The organism is Chromohalobacter nigrandesensis, assembly GCF_023061285.1.
Lineage (GTDB): Bacteria > Pseudomonadota > Gammaproteobacteria > Pseudomonadales > Halomonadaceae > Chromohalobacter > Chromohalobacter nigrandesensis.
Window position 1 is genome coordinate 17,027 of the sequence record NZ_JAKGAM010000002.1, and the last position, 25,706, is coordinate 42,732.

Sequence of the window (25,706 nt, forward strand, 5' to 3'; positions counted from 1 at the left end):
ATTCCGGAATACGCAACAGACAGGGGGGTGTCCCATGGATCTCCAGAAAATCGAGGACGAAGCGCTCCATTTGCCCAAACAGGAACGAGCACGGCTGATTCAACGTCTGGTCCTGAGTTTGGAATCCCCTTCGGAGGAGGAGCTTCGATCAGACTGGCTGCGCGAAGCCCAGCATAGAGCTGATGAGCTGGATAGTGGCTCGGTTCAGGCAGTATCCAGTGATGACGTCATGAGGAAAGCCCGCGCCCTGACCCGATGAATTATTCATTCCATCCAGCAGCAGAAGCTGAACTGTTAGAGTCCGTAGCTTATTACGAGTCGAAGATTCCCGGCTTAGGGTCCTCTTTGATAGAGGAGTTCGAGGCTCTCGCCAATCTGATTGATGCATCACCGGCCGGCTGGCAAATCGCTCACGAGCCAAATATTCGTCGAGCGCCTCTGCACCGGTTTCCACTGTCCATCGTTTATCGCGACACCACGACAGGGTTTCAGGTCCTGGCGTTTGCTCATGATCGACGGCGCCCGCAGTACTGGCTGTACAGGCTTTAAAAGCGACACAACACTATGCCCCTCACACCTCCTTTCCGACACGCGCTTCTTTCGACACCTCTCTGGCCATCTGCACCACGCTGCCCACGACGATCAAGCATGGCGAGGGTAGCGGCGTGGCGGCGAGCTTATCGGGCATATCACCGAGCGTGCCGATCAGGGTTTGCTGTTCGGGCAACGAGGCATTGGCGGCGAGCATGATCGGCCAGTCGTCGGGCATGCCGGCGCCGCGTAGCCCTTGGCAGATTTCGGTGACCTTCGAAAGCCCCATGTAGAACACCAGCGTCTCGTCGCGCCGCGCCAGCGCGGACCAGTCCGGCTCGCCACCGGCGCGGCAGTGCTGGGCGGTGACCAGCCGTAGCTGCTGGGCATGGGCGCGGTCGGTGAGCGGCATGCCCAGGCTGGCGGCCGTGGCGGAGGCGGCGGTAATGCCGGGGACGATCTCGGTGGGCAATCCCGCCTCGGCGAGTACCGCAAGCTCTTCGCCCATGCGTCCGAAAATGCCCGGATCGCCGCCCTTGAGACGCACCACCGACTTGCCTTCGCGTGCCAGCCGCGTCAGCAAGCTACCGATCTCGGCCTGCGGCACGCTGTGATGTCCGCGCGCCTTGCCGACGTAATAACGCTCGCGCCGGGGTGGAATCATGCCCAGGATGTCGTCGCCGATCAGACGGTCGTAGACGATGGCATCGGCGTGCGTGAGCAGACGCCAGGCACGCAGGGTGAGTAGATCCGCGCTGCCCGCCCCGGCCCCCACCAGATAGACATGGCCGGGGCGCGTGGCGCGTCCCGCCGCCGGTGTCTGAGCGAGCGGTACCCTGAGATTTTCCCGCGTGCCGGGCCACCAGCGCGCCAGCAAGGCGCTCACGCTTGCGATGGATGCTTCAGGCCGTTTCCAGCGCTTCATCAACCCCAGCATGCGCCACCTCCTCTTCGAGCAATGACTTGAGTTCGGGAATACAGGAACCGCACTGGGTCCCGCAGGCCAGGCGCGCGCCCAGCGCATCGACATCGCTATCGCCACCGCGAATCGCCTCGCGGATCGCCGTGGCGCCGACCTGATGGCAACTGCATACCACCGGCCCCGTATCAGCCTCGCCGGAGGCACATCCCGCCAGCACGCGACGCCGCTGCTCGGTTTCCAGCGCGATATCGCCGAAGCGGGCATCGAGCCAGGCCAAGCCCGGCAATTCGCTGGGTGGGCCGACCATCAGCCACCACACCAAGCGCCCGTCGCGAATTCCTGCCGCGCGCAGCCGCCCGCTCGCGACGTCCTCGCTCCAGAGTGTCGCCGCCACCCCGAACTGCGCGGCGCACCAGGCCGGCCAGTCACGCAGTGACACGTCCGCCTCGCAGGCCAGTTGCCAGCGCTCGGCATGCTTAAGCGGCATGCGCGCCCAATAAGCGAGCGATCCGCATTCGAAGCTCGTACCGCTATCGTTCGCCACCAGTAGCGTCGCTTCCTCGGCGATGGCCAGCGGCGCCACCGCGACGGCGCCATGCTTGGTTTCGGGCTGTCCGGAGACGGGATCGGTATGCGCGGCAAAGAGCGTGCCCACACGCCCGGCATTGCTGAACTGCGCGTTCCAGTGGATCGGCATGAAGACCTCTCCCCGGCGCTGCGCCGTCGCCACGCGCGCCCGTACCCGGGCTTCACCGTGGGCGTTGTAAAGCCATGCCAGGTCGCCATCCGCGACGCCGGCGGCCTCGGCATCGTCGGGATGCAGGTCGACGTAGGGTTCGGCGCGATGATTGAGCAAGCGCGGGGCACGGCCGGTGCGCGTCATGGTGTGCCACTGATCGCGCACGCGTCCGCTGTTGAGGCGCAGCGGATGCGCGGCACTCACGGCCTGGCGCGGCGCGTGCGGCGTCACCGCGACCAGCCGCGCGCGCCCATCCGGCGTGGCGAAGCAGCCGTCCTCGAACAGCCGCGCGGTACCGTCTGGCGCGGCCTCGGTCACCGGCCACTGGATCGGCACCAGGGCATCGTAGGCGGCGCGATCCAGCCCCGCCAGCGCGGAAATATCGAACACACGCGGCACGCCATCGGCGCGGTTGGCATGGCCGGAAAGCCGCGCGTGCTCGACGAAGATATCGCGAGGATGACAGTAAGCGAACGCGTCCTCATACCCTAGATATCTGGCGACCTGGGTGATGATCCACCAGTCGTGGCGCGACTCACCGGGCGGCGGCAACATGCCACGCTGACGCGAGATCCGCCGCTCGGAGTTGGTCACAGTGCCATCCTTCTCCGCCCAGGAACTGGCCGGCAGCACGATGTCGGCATACGCCAGGGTATCGGTATCCGCCATGCATTCGGAGACGATCACCAGCGGGCATTTCGCCAGGGCGCGCTTGGCACGGTCGGCATCCGGCAGACTGACCACGGGATTGGTGGCCATGATCCACAGCGCCTGGATTTCGCCACGCTCGATGGCCTCGAAGAGCTCGACGGCCTTGAGCCCCGGACCGTCCGGCAGATGAGGCGCATGCCAGAATTCCGTCACCAGCGCCTGGGCACCCGGGGTGTGGTAATCCATATGCGCGGCGAGCTGATTCGCCAAGCCCCCCACCTCGCGCCCGCCCATGGCATTGGGCTGGCCGGTGATCGAAAACGGCCCCGCGCCGGGCAGGCCGAGCTTGCCCCCCGCCAGGTGGCAATTGATGATGGCGTTGCACTTGTCGGTGCCGCTCGAGGACTGATTGATGCCTTGGGAATACAGCGTCACCACGTGCAATTGCGAGGCGAACCAATAGTAGAAGGTTTCCAGCGCCTCAACGTCCAAATCGCAATCGTCGGCGATGGCGGCCAGCGTCGTCGCTTCGTCACGAGCCGCCGCCAGTGCCGCGTCGAATCCTTGGGTATGACGCTCGAGATAGACCCGATCCAGCTTTTCCTTGTCGGCCTGGAAGGCCAGCAAGCCATTGAAGAGCCGCGCATCGCTGCCCGGCTTGAGCGGCAGATAGAGATCGGCGACCTCGCAGGTGTCGGTCACGCGCGGGTCGATGACCACTACGCGCAGCAACGGGTTGCGCTGCTTGGCGGTGCGCAAACGCTGAAACAGCACCGGATGATTCCACGCCAAATTGGCGCCCACCAGCACTACCAGTTCGGCCTCTTCCAGATCCTCGTAATTGCACGGTACGGCATCCGCCCCGAAGGCACGCTTGTACCCCGCCACCGCCGAGGCCATGCACAGCCGTGAATTGGTATCCAGATGCGGCGAGCCCAGAAAGCCCTTGAACAGCTTGTTGGCGGCGTAATAGTCCTCGGTCAGCAATTGCCCGGAGAGATACCCGGCAATCGCCTCACCGCCGTGACGTTCGCGCACCGCCGCCAGGCGATTCGCCACGCTGGCCAGCGCGTCGTCCCAGCTCACCTCGCGTCCATCCACGCGTGGCGCGAGCAGGCGCCCGTGATCGCCCAGCGTTTCATGCAACGCCGAGCCTTTCACGCACAGCCGCCCATAGTTGGCGGGATGCTCCCGGTCGCCTTCGACGCCGGTCATGACGCCGTCCTCGATGGTTGCCGTGACGCCGCAACCGACGCCGCAATAGGGGCAGGTCGTGTGCTGCTGCATGCTATCTCGCCCTCCGCCTGCAAACGCAAGAGGCCCGACCCCGCCGCAGCAGGATCAGGCCTCTTTGCCTGGTAGGGCGACCGCGTGGGCCGCCCGCCAATGATGAATTGCGTCTCGCCGCCGTTGGCGTTTTTCAGCGCGCCGTGGCCGAAAAAATGACGTACACCACGCCTGCAAACCTGGCGCCACCTTGCCCCTAATGCCGTTTAAACAACCACTTGCAGTGGTACTTGGTTGTCTTGCATTCCTCTCCCGGCATCGAAAGGCACCAGCCTGGTGCAATTTGCTCGCCATGCGCACAGCCAGTGCGCACGTCTCACCATGCACGGCCACCGGCGCATCCTGTCGAAATCACCCAAGCGACTGAAAAGAAAGCCTTGGCAGGCGATTGGCATATCTCTGGCATATCTCGAAACAAGGCGGGTCAACGTCGACCCCTTGGGCCCGAGACGCACACACGTCTTGCGCCGCCCGGAGCCGACACACGGCTCATGACAACACGATGACCTTCAGGCAAAGGCGCCTGGCATCCGATTTTCCCATCGGGTGTCAGGCGCCTTTGCGTTTCTGCTGCATATTTTCAGGGAGGCAGACAGCATGAGTGCAAGCGACGAACATCTGGTGATCGTCGGCAACGGCATGGCCGGGCATCGCTTGCTCGAGCGTGTGCTGGCGCATCCCCATCGGCCGCGTCACATCACCATCCTCGGCGACGAACCGGAGACGGCCTATAACCGCATCCTGCTCTCGCCGTGGCTGGCCGGCGAGATGGAGCGTGAGGCGCTGACGCTGCGCGAACGCGACTGGTACACGGCACACGGCGTGAGCCTGATCGCCGGCGAACGCGTCACCGCCATCGACCGCCAGGCGCGTATCCTGACCACCGACCGGCAACGCCGCCTCGGCTATGACCGACTGGTGCTGGCCACCGGTTCGCAAGCCGCGCGCCCCGGCGTGCCGGGCGACGACCTCGACGGCATCCACACCTTTCGCGACCTGCGCGACGGCGAGCGGCTGGCGCGTCTGGCCGATACCGGCGGCCGCGCCGTGGTACTCGGTGGCGGCCTGCTGGGCCTGGAGGCCGCCGAAGGGCTGCGCAAGCGCGGCATGACGGTGAGTGTCATACATCGCAGCCCGCACCTGATGAACCGCCAGCTCGATGCCACCGCCGCCGGTATGCTCGCCGACGAACTTCGCTCGCGCGGGCTCGATGTCATCACCGGCGCAAGGCTCGCCCATTACGAAGCAGATGCCGAGGGCTGCCATGTGGCCGGCGTGACACTTGAAGACGGCACCACGCTGGCGGCCGATGGCGTGGTCGAGGCCATCGGCATCGTCCCGCATATCGCCCTCGCCGAGACCCTGGGCCTCGCCACCGGGCGCGGCATCCAGGTCGACGCCTATCTGAGCACCCATGATCCGCGCATCTCGGCGCTGGGTGAATGCTGCGAATTCGAGGGCACCACCTACGGCCTGATCGAGCCCATCTGGCGCCAGGCCGAGGTACTTGCCGCACGGCTATGCGGTGACACGCCCGAGCCCTACCGCGAACAGCCCTGCGCCACCAAGCTCAAGGTCAGCGGGATCTCGCTGTACGCCTTCGGCCCCATCACGCCCGCGCCCGAGCACGACGTACTCACCTACCACGACCCGCAGCACGGCGACTACCGCCGACTGCTGCTGCGCGATAGCCGTCTGGAAGGCGCCGTGCTCTACGGCGATACCGCCGCCGGCCCCTGGTACTTCCAGCAATCTCTCGCCCAGCGCGACCTGAGCGCCTGCCGCCAGGCACTGCTGTTCGGCGAGCACGACGCACAACCGCTACTCGATACATCCGACACTCTAGATACGCCCGACACTCTCTCGGAGGAAGCCGCATGAACGTGCCTACATCCCCCAACGCAACGCGCTTGATCGTGATCGGCAACGGCATGGTCGGCCACCACCTGATCGAGCAACTCGTCGCGCTCGGCGCACATCGTCAATACGCCATCACCGTGTTCGGCGAGGAACGCCATCTGGCCTACGACCGCGTTCACCTTTCCGAATACTTCAGCGGCCGCGACGCCGACTCGCTGGCGCTCTCAAATGCCGACTACTACGCCGAGCACGGCATCGAACTGCGCCTTCACGAGGCCGTGACCGTCATCGACCGCAACGCCGCCGAGGTGGTGACCGATCACGCCCGTTACCCCTATGACCGTCTGGTACTGGCGACCGGCTCCTATCCCTTCGTGCCGCCGATTCCCGGCAACGAGCGTGAGAAGTGTCTGGTCTACCGCACCCTGGACGATCTCGACGCGATCCGCGACGCCGCCGCCGATGCCAATACCGGCGTAGTGGTGGGCGGCGGCTTGCTGGGGCTGGAAGCCGCCAACGCACTGCGTGGCCTGGACCTGGATACGGCCGTGGTCGAATTCGCACCGCGCCTGATGCCCATGCAGGTGGATGCCGAGGGCGGTGCGCTGCTGCGCGAGAAGATCGAAGCACTGGGTGTGCAGGTGCTCACCGGCCGCGCCACCCAGCGCATCGAAGACGGCGAGACGAGCTTTCACCGCATGGTCTTCCAGGACGACAAGGTGCTGGAAACCGATCTCATCGTGTTCTCCGCCGGCATCCGTCCCCGCGATCAACTGGCGCGTGACTGCGCCCTGGAGATCGGCGAGCGCGGCGGCATCGTCATCGACGATCACTGCCTGACCAGCGACCCGGCGATCCTCGCCGTCGGCGAAGTCGCCCTGTGGCAGGAAAGCATCTTCGGGCTGGTCGCGCCAGGCTATCAGATGGCCAAGGCCGCTGCTGCCACGCTAACCGAGGGCGACACGACCTTTAGCGGTGCGGACATGAGCACCAAGCTCAAGTTGCTGGGCGTGGATGTCGGCGCCATCGGCGATGCCCATGGCGAACGCACGCCCGGCGCACGCACCTTCCGCTACCTCGACGAGATCAAGCAGGAATACCGCAAGCTGGTGGTGTCCAGCGACGCCAAGAAACTCCTCGGCGCCATGCTGGTCGGCGACAACGCCAGCTACGACACCCTGATGCAGTACTATGCCAACGGCCTCGAACTCCCCGAGGACCCGGCCTCGCTGATCCTGCCTTCCAGTGACGGCGCCCCCACCCTGGGGCCGGACGCGCTGCCCGAGACGGCCACGATCTGCTCGTGCCACAACGTCACCAAGGGCGATATCTGCACCACGCTCGACGCCGGCGCTCTGGATCTAGCCAGCGTCAAGGGCGAGACCAAGGCCAGCACCGGCTGCGGCGGCTGCGCGGCGCTGCTCAAGAGCGTCGTCGATCATGAGCTGGAAGCGCGCGGCGTGGAAGTCGACCAATCACTGTGCGAGCACTTCGCGCACACCCGCCAGGAGCTTTACTCCATCGTCCGCGTGGAAGGCATCAAGACCTTCAGCGAGCTGATCGACAAGCACGGCACGTCATCCGGTCATGACCTGGGCGCTTCATCAGCCCCGAAGCTTGGCTCTTCATCATCCCCGAAGCTTGGCTGCGATATCTGCAAACCCGCCGTGGCCTCGATACTCGCCGCCTGCTTCAACGAGCCGATTACCGATGCCGCCCACGTGCCGTTGCAGGACACCAACGACACTTTTATGGCCAACATGCAGAAGAACGGCACCTACTCGGTCGTGCCGCGCATCCCCGGCGGCGAGGTTACCCCCGAGAAGCTGATCGTACTCGGCGAAGTCGGCAAGAAGTACGGGCTCTACACCAAGATCACCGGCGGCCAGCGCGTCGACCTGTTCGGCGCTCAACTGCATCAGCTCCCGGATATCTGGGGCGAGCTGATCGAGGCCGGCTTCGAGACCGGCCACGCCTACGGCAAGGCCACGCGCACGGTGAAATCCTGCGTGGGCAGCACCTGGTGCCGCTACGGCGTGCAAGACAGCGTGGGCATGGCGATCTATCTCGAGGAGCGCTACAAGGGGCTACGCTCGCCGCATAAGCTCAAGTTCGCCGTCTCCGGTTGCACCCGCGAATGTGCCGAGGCGCAGAGCAAGGATGTCGGTGTGATCGCCACCGAAAACGGCTGGAACCTGTATGTCTGCGGCAACGGCGGCATGCGCCCGCGCCACGGCGAACTCTTCGCCACCGACCTCGACGACGCCCAGTTGATTCGCACCATCGACCGCTTCTTGATGTTCTACATCCGCACCGCCGACCGCCTACAGCGCACCTCGGTGTGGCGCGAGAACCTGGAAGGTGGACTCGACTATCTCAAGAACGTGGTGCTCGACGATAGCCTCGGCCTCGGTGACGAACTCGAAGCCCAGATGCAGCACATCATCGACACCTACGAATGCGAATGGGCCAATACCCTGTCCGACCCGGAAAAACTCAAGCGCTTCCGCACCTTCGTCAATGACGACAGCCCCGATCCGGACATTATCGTGACCGAGGAGCGCGGCCAGCTCAGGCCTGCCTGAACGGCCGAGTCACTCCCGTTGCTGCGCCGCCCTACCCACAAGGGGCGCCGGGGCCAGGTCGAAGAGGAGGTCCTACGCCATGGATGGCGTCGGTAGCGCCCAGGGAAGGGTTTACAGCGCCTCCTCGGAGACTTGTCCCCGAGCGTCTATCACGCTCTCCGAACGCACAAGGAAATTACTATGTCGACTGCAACCGTAGCTACCCCAACCATGACCCAGACCTGGCAGACACTGTGCTCAAGGGCCGATCTGGTGACCCGCTCCGGCGTCGCCGCCTGGCTGGCCAGCGCCGACACGCAAGTCGCGCTCCTGTATCTCCCCGGCCAGACGCCCGAAGTCTACGCCGTGGACAACCACGACCCGTTTTCCAATGCCAACGTCATCGCGCGCGGTATCGTCGGCGATATACAAGGCGAACCGGTGATCGCCTCGCCGATCTACAAACAGCACTTTCGCCTCGCCGATGGCGTCTGCGTCGAGGATGAAAACGTTCGCCTGCGTACCTGGGAGGTCAAGATCGAAGGCGATGACGTCATGATCAGGGCATGATGAAGGGCAATGACCTAGGCACTTTTCGGGCGATGCCTACTCAGCAATGTCACCGTATACGCAGCGCCCCGCGACGAAGGTACGCTGAGGGCGCAGGGCACGATCGAGCAGGGTGATATCGGCGTCGAAGCCTAGCGCCAGGCGTCCCTTGTGGGCATCCAGGCCCAGCACGCGAGCGACGTTGGCGGTCAGCAGCCCCAGCGCCGATTCGAGGGGCAATACCTCGTCACGCACGAGACGTTGCCAATCCGCGATCAGCGCCGTATTGCGCGCCACCTGCATGCCCACATAGGCGCCATCGGCATCGAATTCCGGCAGGCTGCCATTGCAGTCCGAACTCAGCATGATCCGCGCTGCGGGCACGCCGTGCTCGAGTAGTCGGGACACCGCCTCGAACGCGGACAGCCCGTCACCGGCGTCCTCGAAGGCGGTGACATCCACGCTCGCGCCGAACGTCAATGCGTAATCCGCCGCCTCCTTGAGCAGCTCAGGGCGGCGATTCACATGGGTCGGAATGATCTGATCGGGCGGAATCTCGGTGTCTTCAAGCAAGCGACGCAGGGGCGCCAAGCCGCGCTTGCCATCGCCGAGATGGAAATGACAGATGCCCCGCTTGCCGGCCAGCATGGCGCCGACTCGCGCCTCGCTCACCAGCCGCTCGAGTTCGTCCTGACGCGGCTGGCTCGAACGGTGATCCGAGATGGCGATTTCTCCCACCCCGATGACCTCGGGGATCCATGCCAGATCGCGCTGAATGTCGCCGGTGAGCGTTGGTGGCGGCACGCGATACGCACCCGTGTACATGTAGGCCGCTAACCCCCCGGCCGCGAGGCCACGCACCGCAGCCAGCAAATCGGCCGGCGAGCGGCTGATGCCGTCGGTGCCCAACACCCCGACGACCGTGCCGATGCCCATCGAGGCGATATCATGGGCGCTGATCGGCGGGCAGCGCGTACCGCAACCGCCCTCGCCTCCGCCGCCGGTGACATGCACATGCTGGTCGATGAAGGCGGGCACCGCGATCAGATCACGCGCGTCCACTTCCCGGATGGGCCAGCCACGGGGAACATCGAGATCCTGGCCCAGCGCCACGATCTTCCCGCCGGCCATGAGGATATCCGTCGCCTCGCAGCGTTCGGGGGCAAACGCTTCACCAACACGCAGCAGGGTCATCGTCTCAAGAGGGCGTTTCTTATCAGAGTTCATGGACGGGCTCCTTCGACGCCATTCGGCGCAGACGGCTCGAAACGCCGTCCGCGCAAACGCTCGGTGACGGCGTCGACATCATCCACCAACAACACCAGCAGATCGCCCTCGGTGGCCTCGTCGAGCGCCCGATCCACCGCGTCGAGTTCTTGCATGACGGTCTCGACCCGGCAGGCGCCGGGCACCGACGCCGCGCCCGCACGCAGCAAGTCGACGGTTTCGCCCTCAGGGCGCCCACGCGGGATGGTATCGCAGAGAAAGACGATGTCATGCATGTTGGCGAGCAGCGCCCCCAGCGCGAACAGATCCTCGTCACGCCGATTGCCCGGGGCACTCGCCACACCGATGCGCCGTTGCGCCGGGATGCGGCTCACCAGTTCGCTCAAGGCCTCGAGTGCCGGCACGTTGTGGCCATAGTCGATCAGCACCTTCACGCCCCCGGCATCGATCAGGTTGGTGCGCCCGGGGTTCTGCCCCGGCGTCGGGTGGAAGGTCTCCAACCCCCGCTGGATATCGGCGATACCCAGGCCCAGGGCATGGGCCGCCGCACTCGCCGCCAGGGCATTGGCGATATTGAAGCGCGCGAACCCATCGAAGGTGATCGGCGCGTTCGCCACGGGAAGCACCTCGGCCACTACCTGGCCTTGCAGCATCACGATATGGCCGTGATGCACCGTGAAGGCGACGCCGTGATCGCGTACATGTTCGCGCACAATCGGCGAGTCGGGGTCCAGCGTGAAGAAGACGACCTCGCCACGCGCCCACTCACTACTGGCCAGCACACGCGGGTCGTCGGCGTTGAGTACCGCCGTCCCCGACTCGCCGACCGCATCGATCACCACGCTCTTGCAGCGCGCCAGTTCGTCCAGGGTATGAATGTCGCTCTCGCCCAGATGATCGCTGGCAATATTCAGCAGCACACCGACCTGACATTCATCGAACCCCAAGCCTCGGCGCATGATGCCGCCACGCGCGACCTCAAGCACGGCGTACTCGACGGTAGGCTCACGCAGAACGGTTGCGGCGGCCTGTGGGCCGCTGTAGTCGCCACGCATGATGACGTGATTGTCGATCTCGATGGCCCCCGTGCACGCCGTGCCGACACTGCGTCCTGCCTGACGCAATAGATGCGAGATCAAACGCACCGTAGTCGTCTTGCCGTTGGTGCCGGTGACCGCCACGATGGGAATGCGGCCGTTATCCTCGCTATCCGGAAACAGCATATCGACCACATGACCGCCGACGTCCCGGCCGGTGCCGTGGGTCGGGGAAAGATGCATGCGAAAGCCCGGCCCGGCGTTGACTTCGACCACCGCCGCCGACTGCTCTTCCAGCGGGCGCGTCAGCGTCTCGGCAAGCAGGTCGATGCCGATGATATCGAGTCCCACCAGGCGGGCGATGCGCTCCGCCGTGTAGATCACGTCGGGGTGCACGTCCTCGGTAACATCCGTCGCCGTGCCGCCGGTACTCAGATTCGCCGTGGGCTTGAGATAGACGATCTCGTCACTTGTGATGACGCTGTCCAGCGTCAAATTCTGCTGCGCCAGCAAGCGCAGCGTCTGTGCGTCGACATCGATCTGCGTCAGCAGGTTTTCATGGCCGATGCCACGCCGCGGATCGCGATTCTCGTTGTCGATCAACGCCCGCAGCGTGTTTTTGCCATCGCCGACCACATGGGCCGGACGCCGCCTGGCCGCCGCCACGAGCTTGCCATCGATCACCAGCAGCCGGTGATCTTCTCCGCGGATATACTGCTCGATGATGACCGCATCGTTGTGACCGGACGCGACCGCAAAGGCGTTTTCCAAGGCCTGGTCATCCTCGATGTCCGTGCTGACACCGCGACCGTGGTTGCCGATCAACGGCTTGACGACGACTGGGTAGCCGATTTCATGCGCCGTTTCCAGCGCCTCATCGCGTGAATGACATACGTGCCCGCGCGGCACGGGAATACCCGCCTCGCCGAGAATCCGCTTGGTCCAATGCTTGTCATGGGCGATGCCATGACCAATCAGGTTCGTGCGGCAGGTCACCGTCGCCTGAAAGCGTTGCTGACGATGTCCATGCCCTAATTGTACGTAACTGGTGTCTTCATCCAGGCGCACATAGGGGATTCCCCGACGCTGCGCGGCCGCCACGATCGAGGCGGTCGATGGCCCCAGCATGTGCGCGTCGCGTATGCCCTTGAGGCGGGCGATGATCGGCGCGATATCGACCTCATCGCCCGCGAACAGTCGGGTGACGATCTCCACCGCCTCGACCCCGGCCGCCAGTCCGCAGACTTCGTCGCGGTAGCGATAGACGACGTTGTAGATCCCCGTCTCGTAGGAGTCGACCGTCTTGCCATACCCCACCGAGAAACCGATCAGGTTCTGCAACTCGATGGCCACATGCTCGACGACGTGGCCGGCCCAGGTGCCACGCTCGAGACGCTCCAGAAAGCCACCAGGACGGCCCACCGAGCAGCGATGCTCATCCAGGGTCGGCAGCATTCGGGTAAGGCGCTCGACGATACCGGGCACGGTGTCGCTGGGTCGTGTCTCGAGTTCCTCGATATCCAGGCGCATGAAGATCGCCGGGTAACGGCTGTAATAGTTCGGTCCGCGCAGCGCGCGGTGTTCGAGAATATTCATGTATTGCGCCTCCCTGCCAATACTGTTTGCAGCTCCTCGGCCACCAGATAACGCCGCGCATCGATATCATAGCCATGGCCACTGACCAGGGCGTGCAGAATCATGTTCTCGATGGCGACCGGCTCGCCCATCTCGAGTTCCGCTATATTCGAACTTGCCAGATCGCGGCTATCGATGATGATGACGTGCCCAGGCCCGATGGTTTCGAGCACCCGGTTGGGGTAGATGATGACGCCAGCGTCCTCGCCGAGGCCGATGCCCAGTTGCTCGGGATTGCTGGCGCCGACTTCCATGAGGCGGGTGAAGCGCCCGCGTTCGAGGAAATGGCTGTCGATGATCATCCCGCGCACGAAGCCGAGCCCGAAGGTCATGTTCACCGCGCCTTTGCGCAAGGCATCCGCCGCCGCGCCGTTGTAGATCATGGTGCTGGGCATCGCCGCCGCACCCGCGCTGGTGCCTGCCACCACGGCGCCCGCCCGCAAACGTTCGCGGATGGCACGCAATGTGGCGGAGCCTCCCAGCACATTGGTCAGACGCAACTGGTCGCCCCCGGTGAAGAAGATCACCCCGCTGCGCTGGATCAAACGGACATTGTCGGCATCGGCGGCTTGCTGGCGATCCTGAATATCCAGCGCGTGGACCTGACTCGCACCCAGCCGGCGGAAAGCCGCTTCGTAGCTGGGCAGAAGCTGCTCGGGGATACTGCTCGCGGTGGCGATGACAGCCACTTCGTTGCTGTCATCAGGTGCCAGCTCGAAGACACGCTTGAGAATGGCGAGCTCGGAGGTTTTATCCTCGGCACCACCAATGGCCACGATGTGACCGCATACGGCTGGGGGTCGTGATGTCATGCTCCTCCCGCCGCCTAGCGGCGCTTTTAAGGAAATGCTGAATCATTACCTCTTCCATGAGCAATGTCGTATCGCGTGACAATCGAACCCGATTCTTCACTTATAACAGCCCTTCAGCCTCCCCGCTAGATTAATGACAACCTACCGAAGCGGACTGCTCTTTTCCCGTCGCACGGTGAGATTTCTGCTTTCCCGACTATTGTGACTACACGGCAGCGATAATCCGCTATTCTTCAACCATCGGCATTTCCCTCGCCTGCCCCTTGCGGTCAGGCCCACCAGCGGTATGAACCATCGAGCCTCGGCGGCAAGGAAGACAACAGCCGAGTCTGCGCCAGGAGGCGATCATGAGCGATCGGAACGTGTTCGTTGTCGGGTTGGATGCACTCAACAGGAAACGCCTGGAACATCTGCGTGGTGCCGAGCACTATCGGTTCCATGGCGTTATCGAGCCTTCGGAAGTCTATGACACGGAAATTTTCCCCATCGAAGACATGCTGTCCCGGGCCGAGACGCAGCTGAATGAATTTCAGGACCCGATCGACGCCATCGTCGGCTACATGGACTTTCCCGTGTCGACCATGCTGCCCCTGCTCTGCGAGCGTTTCGGTACGCGTTCCACCAGCCTGGAGAGCCTGCTCAAATGCGAGCACAAGTATTGGAGCCGGAGCGTCCAACGCGAGGTAATCGCCGATTACATCCCTCGCTTTACCGCCTTCGACCCCTTCGATCCTGAGGCGCTACATAAAATAGGTGAGGAGGGTCTTTACTTTCCTTTCTTCGTCAAACCGATCAAGTCATCGGGCTCACGCCTAGGGTTTCGTATCGAAAGCCCCGAAGATTTCGAACATGCGACGTCACGCCTACGCGAAGATATCGGGACGATTTCCGAACCTTTCAACTTCATCCTGGATCAGGCCAAACTACCCGATGACGTGCGCGCCATCGATGGCGGCCATTGCATGGCGGAAGAGATCATCGGTGGCTGGCAATGCACGGTGGAAGGGTATGTCTTCCAGGGCGATGTCGTTCCCTACGGCATCGTCGACTCGATCCGTTACCCTCAGGTCTTGAGCTTCTTCTACTATCGGTATCCGTCGCACCTTCCCGATCATATTCAGGAAAAAATGCGAGAACTCACTCGCCAGATAATGACGCATATCGGCTACGACAATGCCGCTTTCAATATCGAGTATTTCTGGGACGAGGTACAAGATCGTATCTGGCTTTTAGAGATCAATACACGTGTCGCCCAGTCGCACTGCGATCTTTTCGAAAAGGTCGATGGTGTCAGCCATCAGCAGATAACGGTGGATCTGGCGCTGGGCCAATTGCCCGACATGCCCTATCGCCAAGGGACGTTCAAGGTCGCGGCAAAATTCTTCTACCGGGTGTTTTTCGTCGATGCCACCGTTACCCGCGTCCCCACGGAAGATGAAATAGAGACCTTGGAGAAAGCGTTCCCCGGCACCGTGATCGCACTGCAGGCCGAGATCGGCACGCGACTGTCTTCCCTACCCGAGCAGGATAGCTACAGTTTCGCGCTGGCCTATATATGGATGGGCGCGGACGACGATACTGCGCTGGAAGAAAATTATGCACGGCTCGCCGAACAGCTACATTTCGAGTTCGAGGACATCATCGGCTGATGCCACGTCATCGTCATCCCCATCGAGCGCACCATGACCTCTCGTTCAAAGGAGTAGCGTATGCATATCGTCCACCACTTTCCCCGCCAGATTCACGAGGAAGAAGACTGGATCACGCTGGCCGATGGCTGTCGGCTGGCCGTGCGTATCTGGCGGCCGGTGGATGCCGAACGCGAGCCCGTGCCGGCGATACTCGAGTACCTGCCTTACCGCAAGCGCGATCTGACGGCGATGCGCGATGCCCAGTCCCACGCTTACTGGGCGGGCCACGGTTACGCCGGCATCCGCGTCGACATTCGCGGCAGTGGTGAATCGGATGGTGTGCTGCGTGATGAATACCTGCAGCAGGAGCTCGACGATGGCGTCGAAATTCTGAAGTGGCTGGGGCAACAAACGTGGTGCACCGGGGATGTCGGCATGATCGGCATTTCCTGGGGCGGCTTCAACGGCCTGCAGATCGCGGCATTGCAGCCCCCCGAACTCAAGGCGGTTATCACCTTGTGCTCGACCGATGACCGCTACGCCGACGATGTCCACCATATGGGGGGCTGTCTGCTCGGCGATAACCTGTCGTGGGCCTCGACCATGTTCGATGCCAATGCCTGTCCGCCCGATCCAATGCTCGTCGGCGAGCGTTGGCGCGAGATGTGGCAGGAACGCCTCGAAGGAAGCGGCCTATGGCTTGCCAAATGGCTCCAGCATCAACGCCGCGACGCCTATTGGAAGCATGGCTCGGTGTGCGAGGACTTCTCGCGCATCCGCTGTCCCGTCTACGCCGTCAGCGGCTGGGCCGATGGCTACTGCAACGCCGTGTTTCGCTTGCTGGCAGGACTCGACGTGCCGCGCAAGGGGTTGGTGGGCCCCTGGGCGCACAAGTATCCCCATCTCGGCGTACCGGGTCCCGCCATCGGCTTTCTGCAGGAATCGCTGCGCTGGTGGGATCAGTGGCTGAAGGGCAAGGATACCGGCATCATGGACGAGCCGATGCTGCGCGTATGGATGCAGGAGTCGGTACCGCCTTCGGCGCGCTATGAGACGCGCCCCGGGCGCTGGGTATCGGAACCCAGTTGGCCATCGTCGCGCATCGACATGCAGCCCTTCCGCCTGACCAGCGGCCACGACCTGCTGCCGCTGACGGCATCTTCCGCACTCCCCGAGGGCCACGACGACACCCCGCTGACGATCCGCTCACCGCTATCGGTGGGGCTGTTCGCCGGCAAGTGGTGCTCCTACAACGCACCGCCAGATCTCCCCCATGACCAGCGCGATGAAGACGGCGGCGCGCTGGTTTTCCAGACGGCGCGACTCGAGCAAGACATCGAAATCTGCGGTCAGCCCGTGGTCGAACTCGAGATCGAAGCCGACCAACCGGTGGCAATGGTCGCCATACGCCTCAGCGACATCGCCGAGGACGACAAGGCCACGCGAATTTCCTATGGCCTGCTCAACCTGACCCACCGTGACAGCGACGAACACCCTCAGCCACTGGAACCGGGTACGCGCTATCACGTGCGCGTGCCGCTCAAGCATATCGCCCAGCAGTTCCCCGCAGGCAACGCCATTCGGCTGTCGGTCTCGAGCAGTTACTGGCCGCTGGCCTGGCCCGCGCCGGCCCCGGTCAAGCTGACGATTCATCCCGCTGGCAGCCAGTTGCTATTGCCGTGTCGCGCTCCCCAACCCCAAGAAGAAGCCGCGCTGCCCGAATTTGCACCGCCCGAGGCCGCACCACCACTCCCCAGAACCCTGATCCAGCCCAGTCAGGAAACATGGCGCGTAATACGCGATCTCGCCAATGACCAAACCACGCTCGAAGTCATCAACGACGAGGGCACCTTCCGCCTCGATGACATCGACCTTGAGCTCTCGGTGCGCATCACCGAACGCTACACCTACGCCTACGGCAACTACGACAGCATCAGCGGGTGGACACAGTGGGAGCGTAGCTTCCGGCGTGGCGACTGGATGGTCCACAGCGTGACCCGTACCTTGATGACTTCCACCGCCGAGAGCTTTCGCTTGCGTGCCACGCTTGATGCCTACGAAGATGACAGCCGCGTCTTCTCCAAGAGTTGGGATGAGGAGATTCCGCGCGACCTCGTTTAGTACGATAGGCCGAGTCTCACCCTGTTCCTCCGCCATCTTAAGCGGTGCGATACCTTACGCGCCGCTCCACCAACTAATTCCCACCTGCCATGCAGTACAGTGCATATTGACCCAATCTTGAATTGCAATTTTTGGTCGCTCGGCCATGCTTGAGTCATGCAACACACAAAGGAGAATGCCCGACACCCCACCTCGACCGGACTGTTTAGCAGGCGACGCTGCCAGGATGAGTCGGGCGCCACAGGGGCGCAACATCATCCTGTCAGGGTCGGAGAAGCCGTTAACCAAGGAGTGCTTCCCCCGATGGTGAGACTCGACAAGAAAGCGACCCGGCTCTACGTACTGGATACCAATGTCCTGATCCATGACCCCGCAGCCCTGTACCACTTCGAGGAACATGATGTCGTCATCCCCATGACGGTGCTGGAGGAGCTCGACAAGCACAAGAATGGGATTCGTGAAATCGCCCAGACCGCGCGCCAGATCAGCCGCACCCTGTCCGACCTGACCTCTCGCTTCACTCCCGAGCAAATTCAAGAAGGCATTCCGCTACCCGTGAGTCATGGCCCCAGCGGCCGCCTGCGTTTTCTGTGCTACACCGACCTCAAGACGCTCGACCCGCTGGTCGATTCCCCCGATAACCGCCTGCTCGCCGAGACCTGCCGCCTGCGTGACGAGCGCCCCGATGCCTCGGTGATCCTGGTCACCAAGGACATCAACCTGCGCGTCAAGGCGGCGGCGCTGAACGTGCCGGTGGAGGATTACCTCAACGACCGCGCCTTCGACGACCTCGACGCCATGATCGAGGGCGCCAAGGTCTACGCCGAGGCCGGCGAGGAAGGCCGAGGGCTGTGGGATCGGCTCAACGTCGAGGTCGATGTCGAGCGCACCGAAAACGGCACCTTCTACCACCTCGCGGGCGAGCTACCCAAGGACTGGCACGTCGGTATGCTGGTCTCGGACAGCGACAACGGCGCCGGTTTCGAGGCCATCGTACGCTCGCTCGCGCCGCACCGCGCCACGCTGCAACTGCTGACCAACTACCGTCATCATGACGGCGTATGGGGCGTACACGCCCACGACAGCCGCCAGAATTTCACCCTCAACCTGCTGATGGACCCCGAGATCGACCTGGTCACCATCGCCGGCAACGCCGGGACCGGCAAGACCTACATGACCCTGGCGGCGGCCTTCCAACAAACCCTGGATAGCAAGCACTTCGAGCGTATCGTCTTCACCCGCGCGCCGATCCCCATGGGCGAGGATATCGGCTTCCTCCCCGGCACCGAGGAAGAAAAGATGTCGCCCTGGATGGGCGCCTTCCACGACAACATGGACAACCTGTTACGCGACGAACAACACGGCAGCTCGAGCTGGAACGACGGCGCCACCCGCCAGTTGATCGGCTCCCGCGTGCAGATCCGCTCGCCGAGTTTCATGCGCGGGCGCACCTTGAGCGATACTTTCCTGATCATCGACGAGGCACAGAACTTCACACCCAAGCAACTCAAGGCACTGATCACGCGGGCGGGGCGCAATACCAAGCTGGTGCTGCTGGGCAATGTCGGGCAGATCGACACACCCTACCTCACCGCCAACACCTGCGGCATGGCCTACGCCGTGGAACGCTTCCGCGACTGGCCGCATGCCGGCCACGTGACGCTGAAAAGCGTCGAACGCTCACGCCTCGCCCTCGCCGCCGAGGAACTGCTCTGATAACGCTTCGCTAAAGCAGCGTCCCTTTTATCCTTCGCCAAGCAAAGCGCCCCGTCCAAAAGGCCGGGGCGCGCTCTTTGCCACTGACGTTACAACCAACGTTACAACCGTCTTGACGACTCACTTGACGGGCGTGGGAATACGCCACATCAGCGTGGGACTACTCTTCGGTAGAGGACGGCTTGCGGTTGTTGACCACATCCTCGATGAGCTGTTCATTCTCGCTGCGCGGCATCTCGTCGAGCATTTGCTTGGCGGTCTGATAATCGCAGATCTCAGTGTTGCACGAGCTGCAGAACACGATATCGTCAGGTTGTTGCGCCTGGGAAACCGTCACCTTGTGGCTGCCGCAATTCGGGCATCCCTTGGGCAAACGCAAATCGACGGAAAAATTTTCGTTCATCGCCTTTCCTCCATGATCCTGCAGTGGCGGAACGAGCGCCGCTTTGTGCCGCGACCCTCGCAATCCATATGTCTATCTATCCATGTGTCTATCCACAGTGTTTGGGGCCAGGGCCGAGAAATCAAGCGTTCGCCGCACGCCGAAAGACCACGCCCAGGTTGTTCGCCGGCAGTTCCTCGACGCGTTGCAACGCAAGACCGTTTAGCCGAGCCTCGGCCTCGACGTCTTCCAGCGCACGAATGCCCCAGGCGGGGTCGCGCTGGCGCAGGTCGGCATCGAAGGCCGCGTTACTCGCGGCGGTGTGTTCGCCATCGCGCATGAAGGGACCATAGACGACCAGCACGCCCTCTTCAGGCAAGCGCTGCCCTGCCTCGCGCAATAACGCCTGGGTCGCCGCCCATGGCGAGATGTGCAGCATGTTGATGCACAGTATGGCGGACGGATCGCCGGCTTCATCGGGCCAGGGCTGCGTTACATCCAGCGCCAGGGGAGAACGCAGGTTGCTGAGCGCCGCGTGACGCTGCCAGGCAGCGATGGAGCGCCGCGCACGTTCGTTCGGGTCGCTGGGCTGCCAAGTGAGCGCGGGAAGATGCTCGGCGAAATACACGCCATGCTCGCCGCTGCCACTGGCGATCTCCAGTACGTGACCCGAGGCGGGCAGCACCTCGCGCAGCAACGCCAGAATAGGCGCGCGATTGCGCTTCGCGGCGGGCGTGGAAAGGCGCACGCCGTCGCCGGGCTCGGGCGTTTCCATCGTCTGCATCACGCCTCCTGTGACTCGAAACGTGCGTTTAGCCAGTGGCCGATATCCCCAATCTGATCGGGACACAGCGCATGCTGCATGGAGTAAGTACGGTAATTCACTGCATAGCCCAGCGCTTCCGCCCGTTCGGCACCCTCGTGACCCAGGGTTTCAGGCACCACCGGGTCGAAGCTACCGTGATGCACCTCGATGGGCAGCGCGCGATTGGCCTCGCTGAGCTGGATCGACTCGGCCGTGGCGAAATAGGTCGACAGCGCCAGCAGGCCCGCCAGCGGCTGGGGATAGGTCAGCGCCGCGTGATAGGCCACCGCGCCGCCCTGCGAAAACCCGGCCACAACGATGCGGCGGCTGTCGATGCCCTTGGCGATCTCGGCATCGATCAGCGCATGCACCCTGTCCGCCGACGCCTTGAGCTGTGACTCGTCGATGCGCCGGCCAAGGTTCATGTCGAGGATGTCGTACCACGCCGGCATCTGCATGCCGTCATTCACCGTCACCGCCAGGCGCGGCGCATGCGGCAGGATAAAGCGCACCGCCAGGTCATCCGCCAGCGGCAATGTCGGCACCAGCGGCTCGAAATCGTGGCCATCGGCGCCCAGCCCATGCAGCAGGATTACCGTGGCATCGGCGGCACGCTGGCGGGGTTCGATGATCAGTGGCGAAGAATCGGCCATCGGCTCGGCTCCTTGAAAGGCACTCGAAGATATAAAAGCTCAGGATGTGCAAAACGGCCCTGGCTGTCCATGTCAGTGGCAATGTTGACGGGATCTAGAACGGCCAGACCAGCGGAACCAACGCCAACGTCATTACGCCGACCAGCACGCTCAGCCCGCCGCCTACACGCAGATAATCGCCGAAGCGATATCCGCCGGGCCCATAGACCATCAAGTTGGTCTGATAGCCGATGGGGGTCAAAAAGCTCGCCGAGGCGGCGAACATCACCACGATCACGAAGGGCATGATATCCACGCCGAGTTGCTGCGCGGCGCCGGTCACGATGGGAAAGCTGATCACCGCCGCCGCATTGTTGGTGACGATCTCGGTCAACAACGCCACCACCAGATAGGTACCGATCAGCAACAGATACGGATTGCCATCGGCCAGCGCCAGGGCAACCTGGGCAAGCGCCGCAGCGGCACCGGAGCTTTCCATCGCCGCCCCCAGACCGAATGCAGCGGCGATGGTCAGCAACACCTGCGTATCTAGCCCCCGGCGTGCCGAGCTGATCGAGCAACAGCCCGTTATCAGCGCCAGAGCGGCACCCAGCATCGCCGCCTTGAGCAGACTCAATACGCCGAATGCCGCCAGGGCGACCACGCCCAGCATGATCGACCACGCCACCCAGGCACGCTCGTGGTGCGGGCGCGCCTGACCGTTGAGCTCGCTGATCAGCAGGAAATCCCGCGACTGGCGATGGCGCTCGATGAACGCCGGGCGTACTTCCATGAGCAGCACGTCCGCCGGCTGTAGCTGGATCTGCCCCAGATTGCCGGATACCCGCTCGCCATGGCGGCACACCGCCAGCACCGAGGCGCCATAGAAGGTACGAAAATGCCCCTCGCGCAGCCGTCGCCCCAAAAACTGGCATTGCTCGGAAACTACCGCCTCGACCAGACGCCGCTCGGCAAAGGATTTCTTGAGACTCGACGGGCCTTGCCCGGTAGGCCGCAGACCACGTATCTGTTGCAGTTCAACCGCCGCGTCCGTGGTCCCGGCGAAGATCAGCCGGTCGTTGGGCTTGAGCCGCTCGCCGCGCCCCACCACCGAGACGACGTTACCTTCGCGCTCGATCTCGACCAGGAACAAGCCCTCGAGATGGCGCAGCCCCGCCTCCTCGACGCTCTTGTCGACGATGGGGCCTTGCGGGTCGACCTGCATCTCGATGGTGTACTCGCGCGGATTCTCGAATACATCCGCCGCCGTGCGCCGCTTGGGCAACAACCAGCGCCCTACCAGCATCAAGTACGCCAGCCCCGTCAGAGCCACCGGGACGCCTATCCAGGCAATATCGAACAGATGCAGAGCCTGGTCGGGATAACGCTCGCGCAGCAGTCCATCGACCACCAGATTGGTACTGGTACCGAGCAGCGAGCAGGTACCGCCCAGGATCGAGGCAAAGCTCAGCGGCATCAACAAGCGATGCGCCGGCAAACGCAGCCGCCGGCTCCAGCTCAGCACCGCAGGCAGAAACGTCGCCACCACCGGGGTGTTGTTGAGAAAGGCACTTGTCGTCGCTACCGGGAGCAGCAGACGTGCTTGAGCCCCTAGCTCACGGCGCGGTCGCCCCAGCACATAGCGGATGAGCAGGTCGATGCCCCCCGTCTCGCGTATGCTGGCCACGAGAATGTACATGAAGGCCACGGTGAAAAGGCCAGTGTTTGAAAAACCGGCCAGGGCCTCGTCGGCGTCGATGACACCAGCGCCGAACAGCGCGATTACCGCGCCCATGAGGATCACGTCCGGGCCTAGGCGACTCGTCGCCATCAACAGAAAAGACGCGGCCACAATGGCCAGCGTCAACCAAGCATCGAACGGCATACCACCAGTGTCCTGACAAGAGATACGATGCCCGCATTGTGACGAACCACGAATATTCCCGGAAGTTATTTGTGGGAATGGTCTTAGACACTTTTTGATCTATACAGACAAGGAACGCCCATGGTTCGCTGGTGGCTGACACTACTACTCGTCAATGCCGCGCTCATCGCTACGGCAATCCCCCGCTTAGGCGTCGCCGCCATGCCCTGGCTGGCGCTGGAGGGCCTGATTCTGGTCGGCGTGCTGAGCCTGTGGCCACCACGACGCTTGGCGCGCCGGCTGTTGGCGTACGCCAGTGCTACGCTGATCGTGCTGGCGCTGGCCTGTGCGCTGGGCGACACGATCACCCAGGAGATCCAGGGCCGGCCGCTCAATCTCTATCTCGATCCCTCGCAGGTACCGATCCTGCTTGAGCTATTGCGCGACAGTCTGGGCCTGCCAGTGAGTATCGCAGTGGTGCTCCTGGCGCTCCTGGCGCTGCTGGCCATCGGCCTCGGCTTGGGCCATCTGCTGGCGACGCTGCTTCGCCATGACACGCCACGCCGCTGCGCCTGGGGCACGCTGGTGCTCGGCGTGGGACTGGCACTTCTCGGTTTGTGGCGCGACATGGCACCCGTCGGCACGCCTGGCATTACACTGCTCACCGAGCAGGCCACCCGCGCCTACGAGACCCGTGCCTCGTTACGTGATTTCGACGAACGCCTGTCCGAGCGTGAATCCCCGCTCGATGCGCCGGACGGTCAGCCCTTGCCCGGCCTCGCCAAGACCGATGTCATTCTGGCGTTCGTGGAATCCTACGGCATGGCTGCGCTCGAACGTGAGCCCTTCGCCGAGCCGGTGAACGCTCGACTCGACGCCATGGCCGAGGCCTTCGCGCAAGCCGGGCTCAGCGTGGCCAGCGGCCGGGTTACCTCGCCCACGCTTGGCGGGCAGTCACGCCTGGCGCATGCCAGTGTGCTCAGCGGGCTGTGGGTCGACTCCACACTGCGCTACGACCTCTTTCTCGAAAGCCCTCGCGCCACCTTGATCGACGACTTCGAACAAACCGGCCACACCAGCGTCGCCATGATGCCGGCGATCTACCGGGACTGGCCCGCAGGACGGCGACTCGGTTATGACGAGATTCATGACGACGAGCGGCTCGACTATCGCGGCCCGCGCCTGGGCTGGGTGACGATACCCGACCAGTTCGTCTGGCATCGCCTACGCCAGGCACGCCGCGAACATCGCGAACCGTTGTTCGCTGAACTAGCCCTGATCAGCAGCCATGCGCCCTGGGTGCCGGTGATCGAACCGCTGGCCTGGGACGAACTCGACGACGGCGAAGCCTTCGCGCGCTGGGAAGGCGAAGGCAGCGACTTTCTCGAGCTTTGGGGAGATAACGCCGGCATGCGGCAACGCTACGGCCCGGCACTGGCGTATTCGCTGGCGGTCGCCGGCGAATACGCCGAGCGTTACGTGGACGACGACACCCTGCTGATCCTGCTGGGCGATCATCAGGCCGCCCCCGGCATGCTGGGTGATACCCCCAACCGCGAAGTGCCCATCCACATCATCAGTGGCGACCCCGCATTGATCGCGCCGCTACTCGAGCACGGATTCCAGCGCGGAATGCAGCCTGGGCGCGACACGCCCGCGCGCTCGATGGACGAGCTACGCGAGCTGCTGCACCAGTTTTACGGCGCCACCGACTAGAGAAGCTTACAGCGGGCCGCCTATGCGATCAGGCACGCGCCCGGTCGTGGCGGTCCTTGAGCAAGCTCGCCACCCCCGTAACCACCAGCGCGCCGACAATGATGGTCATCGACAACCAGATGGGGATCTCGGGAATCGACTCGATGGGATGGCCGCCGTTGATGAATGGCAGCGTATTCTCGTGCAAGGCCTCGAGGACCAGCTTGACGCCGATGAAGCCCAGAATCACCGACAGCCCCAGTCCCAGGTAGACCAGACGTGACAACAAGCCACCGAGGAGAAAATAGAGCTGCAGCAGTCCCAGCAAGGCGAAGGCGTTGGTCGTGAAGACGATATACGGCTCACGCGTCAGCCCATAGATGGCCGGGATGGAATCCAGAGCGAACAAAAGATCGGTGAAGCCCAGCGCCACGATCACCATGAATAGCGGCGTCACCACGCGCTTGCCGTCGACTTTCGCCAGCAAATTCTTGCCGTGATATTCATTGGTAACGGGCAACCAGCGCTGCACCAGCCGCACCGCCAGATTGGGGCGGTATTCCTCTTCTTCGTCGCTGTCTTCGAAGCTTTCCTTGCCCAGCTTGTAGGCCGTCCACAGCAGGAAGGCACCAAAGATATAGAACACCCAACTGAACTGGTGGATCGCCGCCGCGCCCACGGCGATAAAGATACCCCGCATGACCAGGGCGATGACGATGCCGATCAGCAACGCTTTCTGCTGGTGAATACGCGGCACCGCAAATTTGCTCATGATGATCACGAACACGAACAGATTATCCACCGACAGGCTCTTCTCGGTGATGAAGCCGGCAAAATACTCGGCGCCGTGCTGTGCGCCCCACCCCCACCAGAGCCCGGCACCGAATGCCATGGCCAGGGCGATGTACACACCGCTCCATGCCGCCGCTTCCTTGAAGCTCGGCGCGTGCGGCTTACGGACATGAGAAAAGAAATCGAAAACGAACAACGCGGTTATGCCAGCCACAGTGGCCAGCCATACCCACAGGGGGACGTGCATAGGTCTA

18 protein-coding genes are annotated in these 25,706 nt (G+C 63.3%); 8 read left to right on the forward strand and 10 right to left on the reverse strand.

The window, feature by feature from the left end:
- Positions 1-34 precede the first annotated feature (34 nt).
- Positions 35-259, forward strand: coding sequence for an addiction module protein (locus L1073_RS03695; protein WP_246896980.1), 225 nt, complete (start codon positions 35-37; stop codon positions 257-259).
- Between the two features lie 312 nt (positions 260-571).
- On the opposite strand, the gene cobA is transcribed toward L1073_RS03695, so the two are convergent.
- Together cobA and L1073_RS03705 are read right to left on the reverse strand one after the other, a co-directional pair.
- Positions 572-1,468 carry a uroporphyrinogen-III C-methyltransferase gene (gene cobA / locus L1073_RS03700; protein WP_246896981.1) on the reverse strand — a complete coding sequence of 299 codons (897 nt, stop codon included), beginning with the start codon at positions 1,466-1,468 and terminating at the stop codon, positions 572-574.
- Positions 1,434-4,130 carry a nitrate reductase gene (locus L1073_RS03705; RefSeq protein WP_246896982.1) on the reverse strand — a complete coding sequence of 899 codons (2,697 nt, stop codon included), beginning with the start codon at positions 4,128-4,130 and terminating at the stop codon, positions 1,434-1,436. The genes cobA and L1073_RS03705 overlap by 35 nt, the downstream gene beginning before the upstream one ends.
- Positions 4,131-4,727: 597 nt before the next feature.
- On the opposite strand from L1073_RS03705, the gene L1073_RS03710 reads away from it, so the two are divergent.
- The 3 genes from L1073_RS03710 (at position 4,728) to nirD (ending at position 9,124) form a co-directional block, all read left to right on the forward strand.
- Entirely contained in the window at positions 4,728-6,011 is a 1,284-nt protein-coding gene (locus tag L1073_RS03710; RefSeq protein ID WP_246896983.1) for an NAD(P)/FAD-dependent oxidoreductase, read from the forward strand.
- Complete coding sequence (gene nirB / locus L1073_RS03715; RefSeq protein ID WP_246896985.1) at positions 6,008-8,575, forward strand: nitrite reductase large subunit NirB; 2,568 nt, start codon at positions 6,008-6,010, stop codon at positions 8,573-8,575. The genes L1073_RS03710 and nirB overlap by 4 nt, the downstream gene beginning before the upstream one ends.
- A 180-nt stretch (positions 8,576-8,755) precedes the next feature.
- Complete coding sequence (gene nirD, locus L1073_RS03720; RefSeq protein WP_246896986.1) at positions 8,756-9,124, forward strand: nitrite reductase small subunit NirD; 369 nt, start codon at positions 8,756-8,758, stop codon at positions 9,122-9,124.
- Positions 9,125-9,160: 36 nt separating this feature from the next.
- On the opposite strand, the gene iadA is transcribed toward nirD, so the two are convergent.
- Genes iadA through L1073_RS03735 form a run of 3 tightly spaced genes read right to left on the reverse strand, consistent with a single transcriptional unit; the run spans position 9,161 to position 13,814 of the window.
- Positions 9,161-10,330 carry a beta-aspartyl-peptidase gene (iadA, locus tag L1073_RS03725; protein WP_246896987.1) on the reverse strand — a complete coding sequence of 390 codons (1,170 nt, stop codon included), beginning with the start codon at positions 10,328-10,330 and terminating at the stop codon, positions 9,161-9,163.
- Entirely contained in the window at positions 10,327-12,963 is a 2,637-nt protein-coding gene (cphA, locus tag L1073_RS03730; RefSeq protein ID WP_246896988.1) for a cyanophycin synthetase, read from the reverse strand. Before cphA ends, iadA begins: the two co-directional genes overlap by 4 nt.
- Positions 12,960-13,814: a cyanophycinase gene (locus L1073_RS03735; RefSeq protein WP_246896989.1), complete on the reverse strand. Its 855-nt coding sequence runs from the start codon at positions 13,812-13,814 to the stop codon at positions 12,960-12,962. The genes cphA and L1073_RS03735 overlap by 4 nt, the downstream gene beginning before the upstream one ends.
- A 347-nt stretch (positions 13,815-14,161) precedes the next feature.
- Between L1073_RS03735 and L1073_RS03740 the strand changes: the two genes are divergently transcribed.
- The 3 genes from L1073_RS03740 (at position 14,162) to L1073_RS03750 (ending at position 19,282) form a co-directional block, all read left to right on the forward strand.
- Complete coding sequence (locus tag L1073_RS03740) at positions 14,162-15,463, forward strand: ATP-grasp domain-containing protein (RefSeq protein WP_246896991.1); 1,302 nt, start codon at positions 14,162-14,164, stop codon at positions 15,461-15,463.
- A gap of 60 nt (positions 15,464-15,523) precedes the next feature.
- Entirely contained in the window at positions 15,524-17,566 is a 2,043-nt protein-coding gene (locus L1073_RS03745) for a CocE/NonD family hydrolase (RefSeq protein WP_246896992.1), read from the forward strand.
- Between the two features lie 303 nt (positions 17,567-17,869).
- Positions 17,870-19,282 (forward strand): PhoH family protein, encoded by a 1,413-nt coding sequence (locus L1073_RS03750; protein ID WP_246896993.1) that lies wholly within the window; start codon positions 17,870-17,872, stop codon positions 19,280-19,282.
- Between the two features lie 160 nt (positions 19,283-19,442).
- Here the strand turns inward: L1073_RS03750 and L1073_RS03755 are convergent, their stop codons facing one another.
- From L1073_RS03755 to L1073_RS03770, 4 genes are all read right to left on the reverse strand, one after another.
- Entirely contained in the window at positions 19,443-19,685 is a 243-nt protein-coding gene (locus tag L1073_RS03755; protein ID WP_246896994.1) for a hypothetical protein, read from the reverse strand.
- A 121-nt stretch (positions 19,686-19,806) separates the two neighbouring features.
- On the reverse strand, positions 19,807-20,448 hold the full coding sequence (locus tag L1073_RS03760; protein ID WP_246896995.1) for a DUF938 domain-containing protein: 642 nt from the start codon (positions 20,446-20,448) through the stop codon (positions 19,807-19,809).
- Positions 20,448-21,122 (reverse strand): alpha/beta hydrolase, encoded by a 675-nt coding sequence (locus L1073_RS03765; RefSeq protein WP_246896996.1) that lies wholly within the window; start codon positions 21,120-21,122, stop codon positions 20,448-20,450. The genes L1073_RS03760 and L1073_RS03765 overlap by 1 nt, the downstream gene beginning before the upstream one ends.
- Before the next feature lie 94 nt (positions 21,123-21,216).
- Positions 21,217-22,986 carry an SLC13 family permease gene (locus tag L1073_RS03770; RefSeq protein WP_246896997.1) on the reverse strand — a complete coding sequence of 590 codons (1,770 nt, stop codon included), beginning with the start codon at positions 22,984-22,986 and terminating at the stop codon, positions 21,217-21,219.
- 120 nt (positions 22,987-23,106) lie between these two features.
- Here L1073_RS03770 and L1073_RS03775 point away from each other — a divergent pair, with 120 nt between their 5' ends.
- On the forward strand, positions 23,107-24,681 hold the full coding sequence (locus L1073_RS03775) for an alkaline phosphatase family protein (RefSeq protein WP_246896998.1): 1,575 nt from the start codon (positions 23,107-23,109) through the stop codon (positions 24,679-24,681).
- Between the two features lie 28 nt (positions 24,682-24,709).
- Here L1073_RS03775 and L1073_RS03780 read toward each other — a convergent pair whose 3' ends face one another.
- Positions 24,710-25,699: a TerC/Alx family metal homeostasis membrane protein gene (locus tag L1073_RS03780; RefSeq protein ID WP_246896999.1), complete on the reverse strand. Its 990-nt coding sequence runs from the start codon at positions 25,697-25,699 to the stop codon at positions 24,710-24,712.
- Between the last annotated feature and the right edge of the window lie 7 nt (positions 25,700-25,706).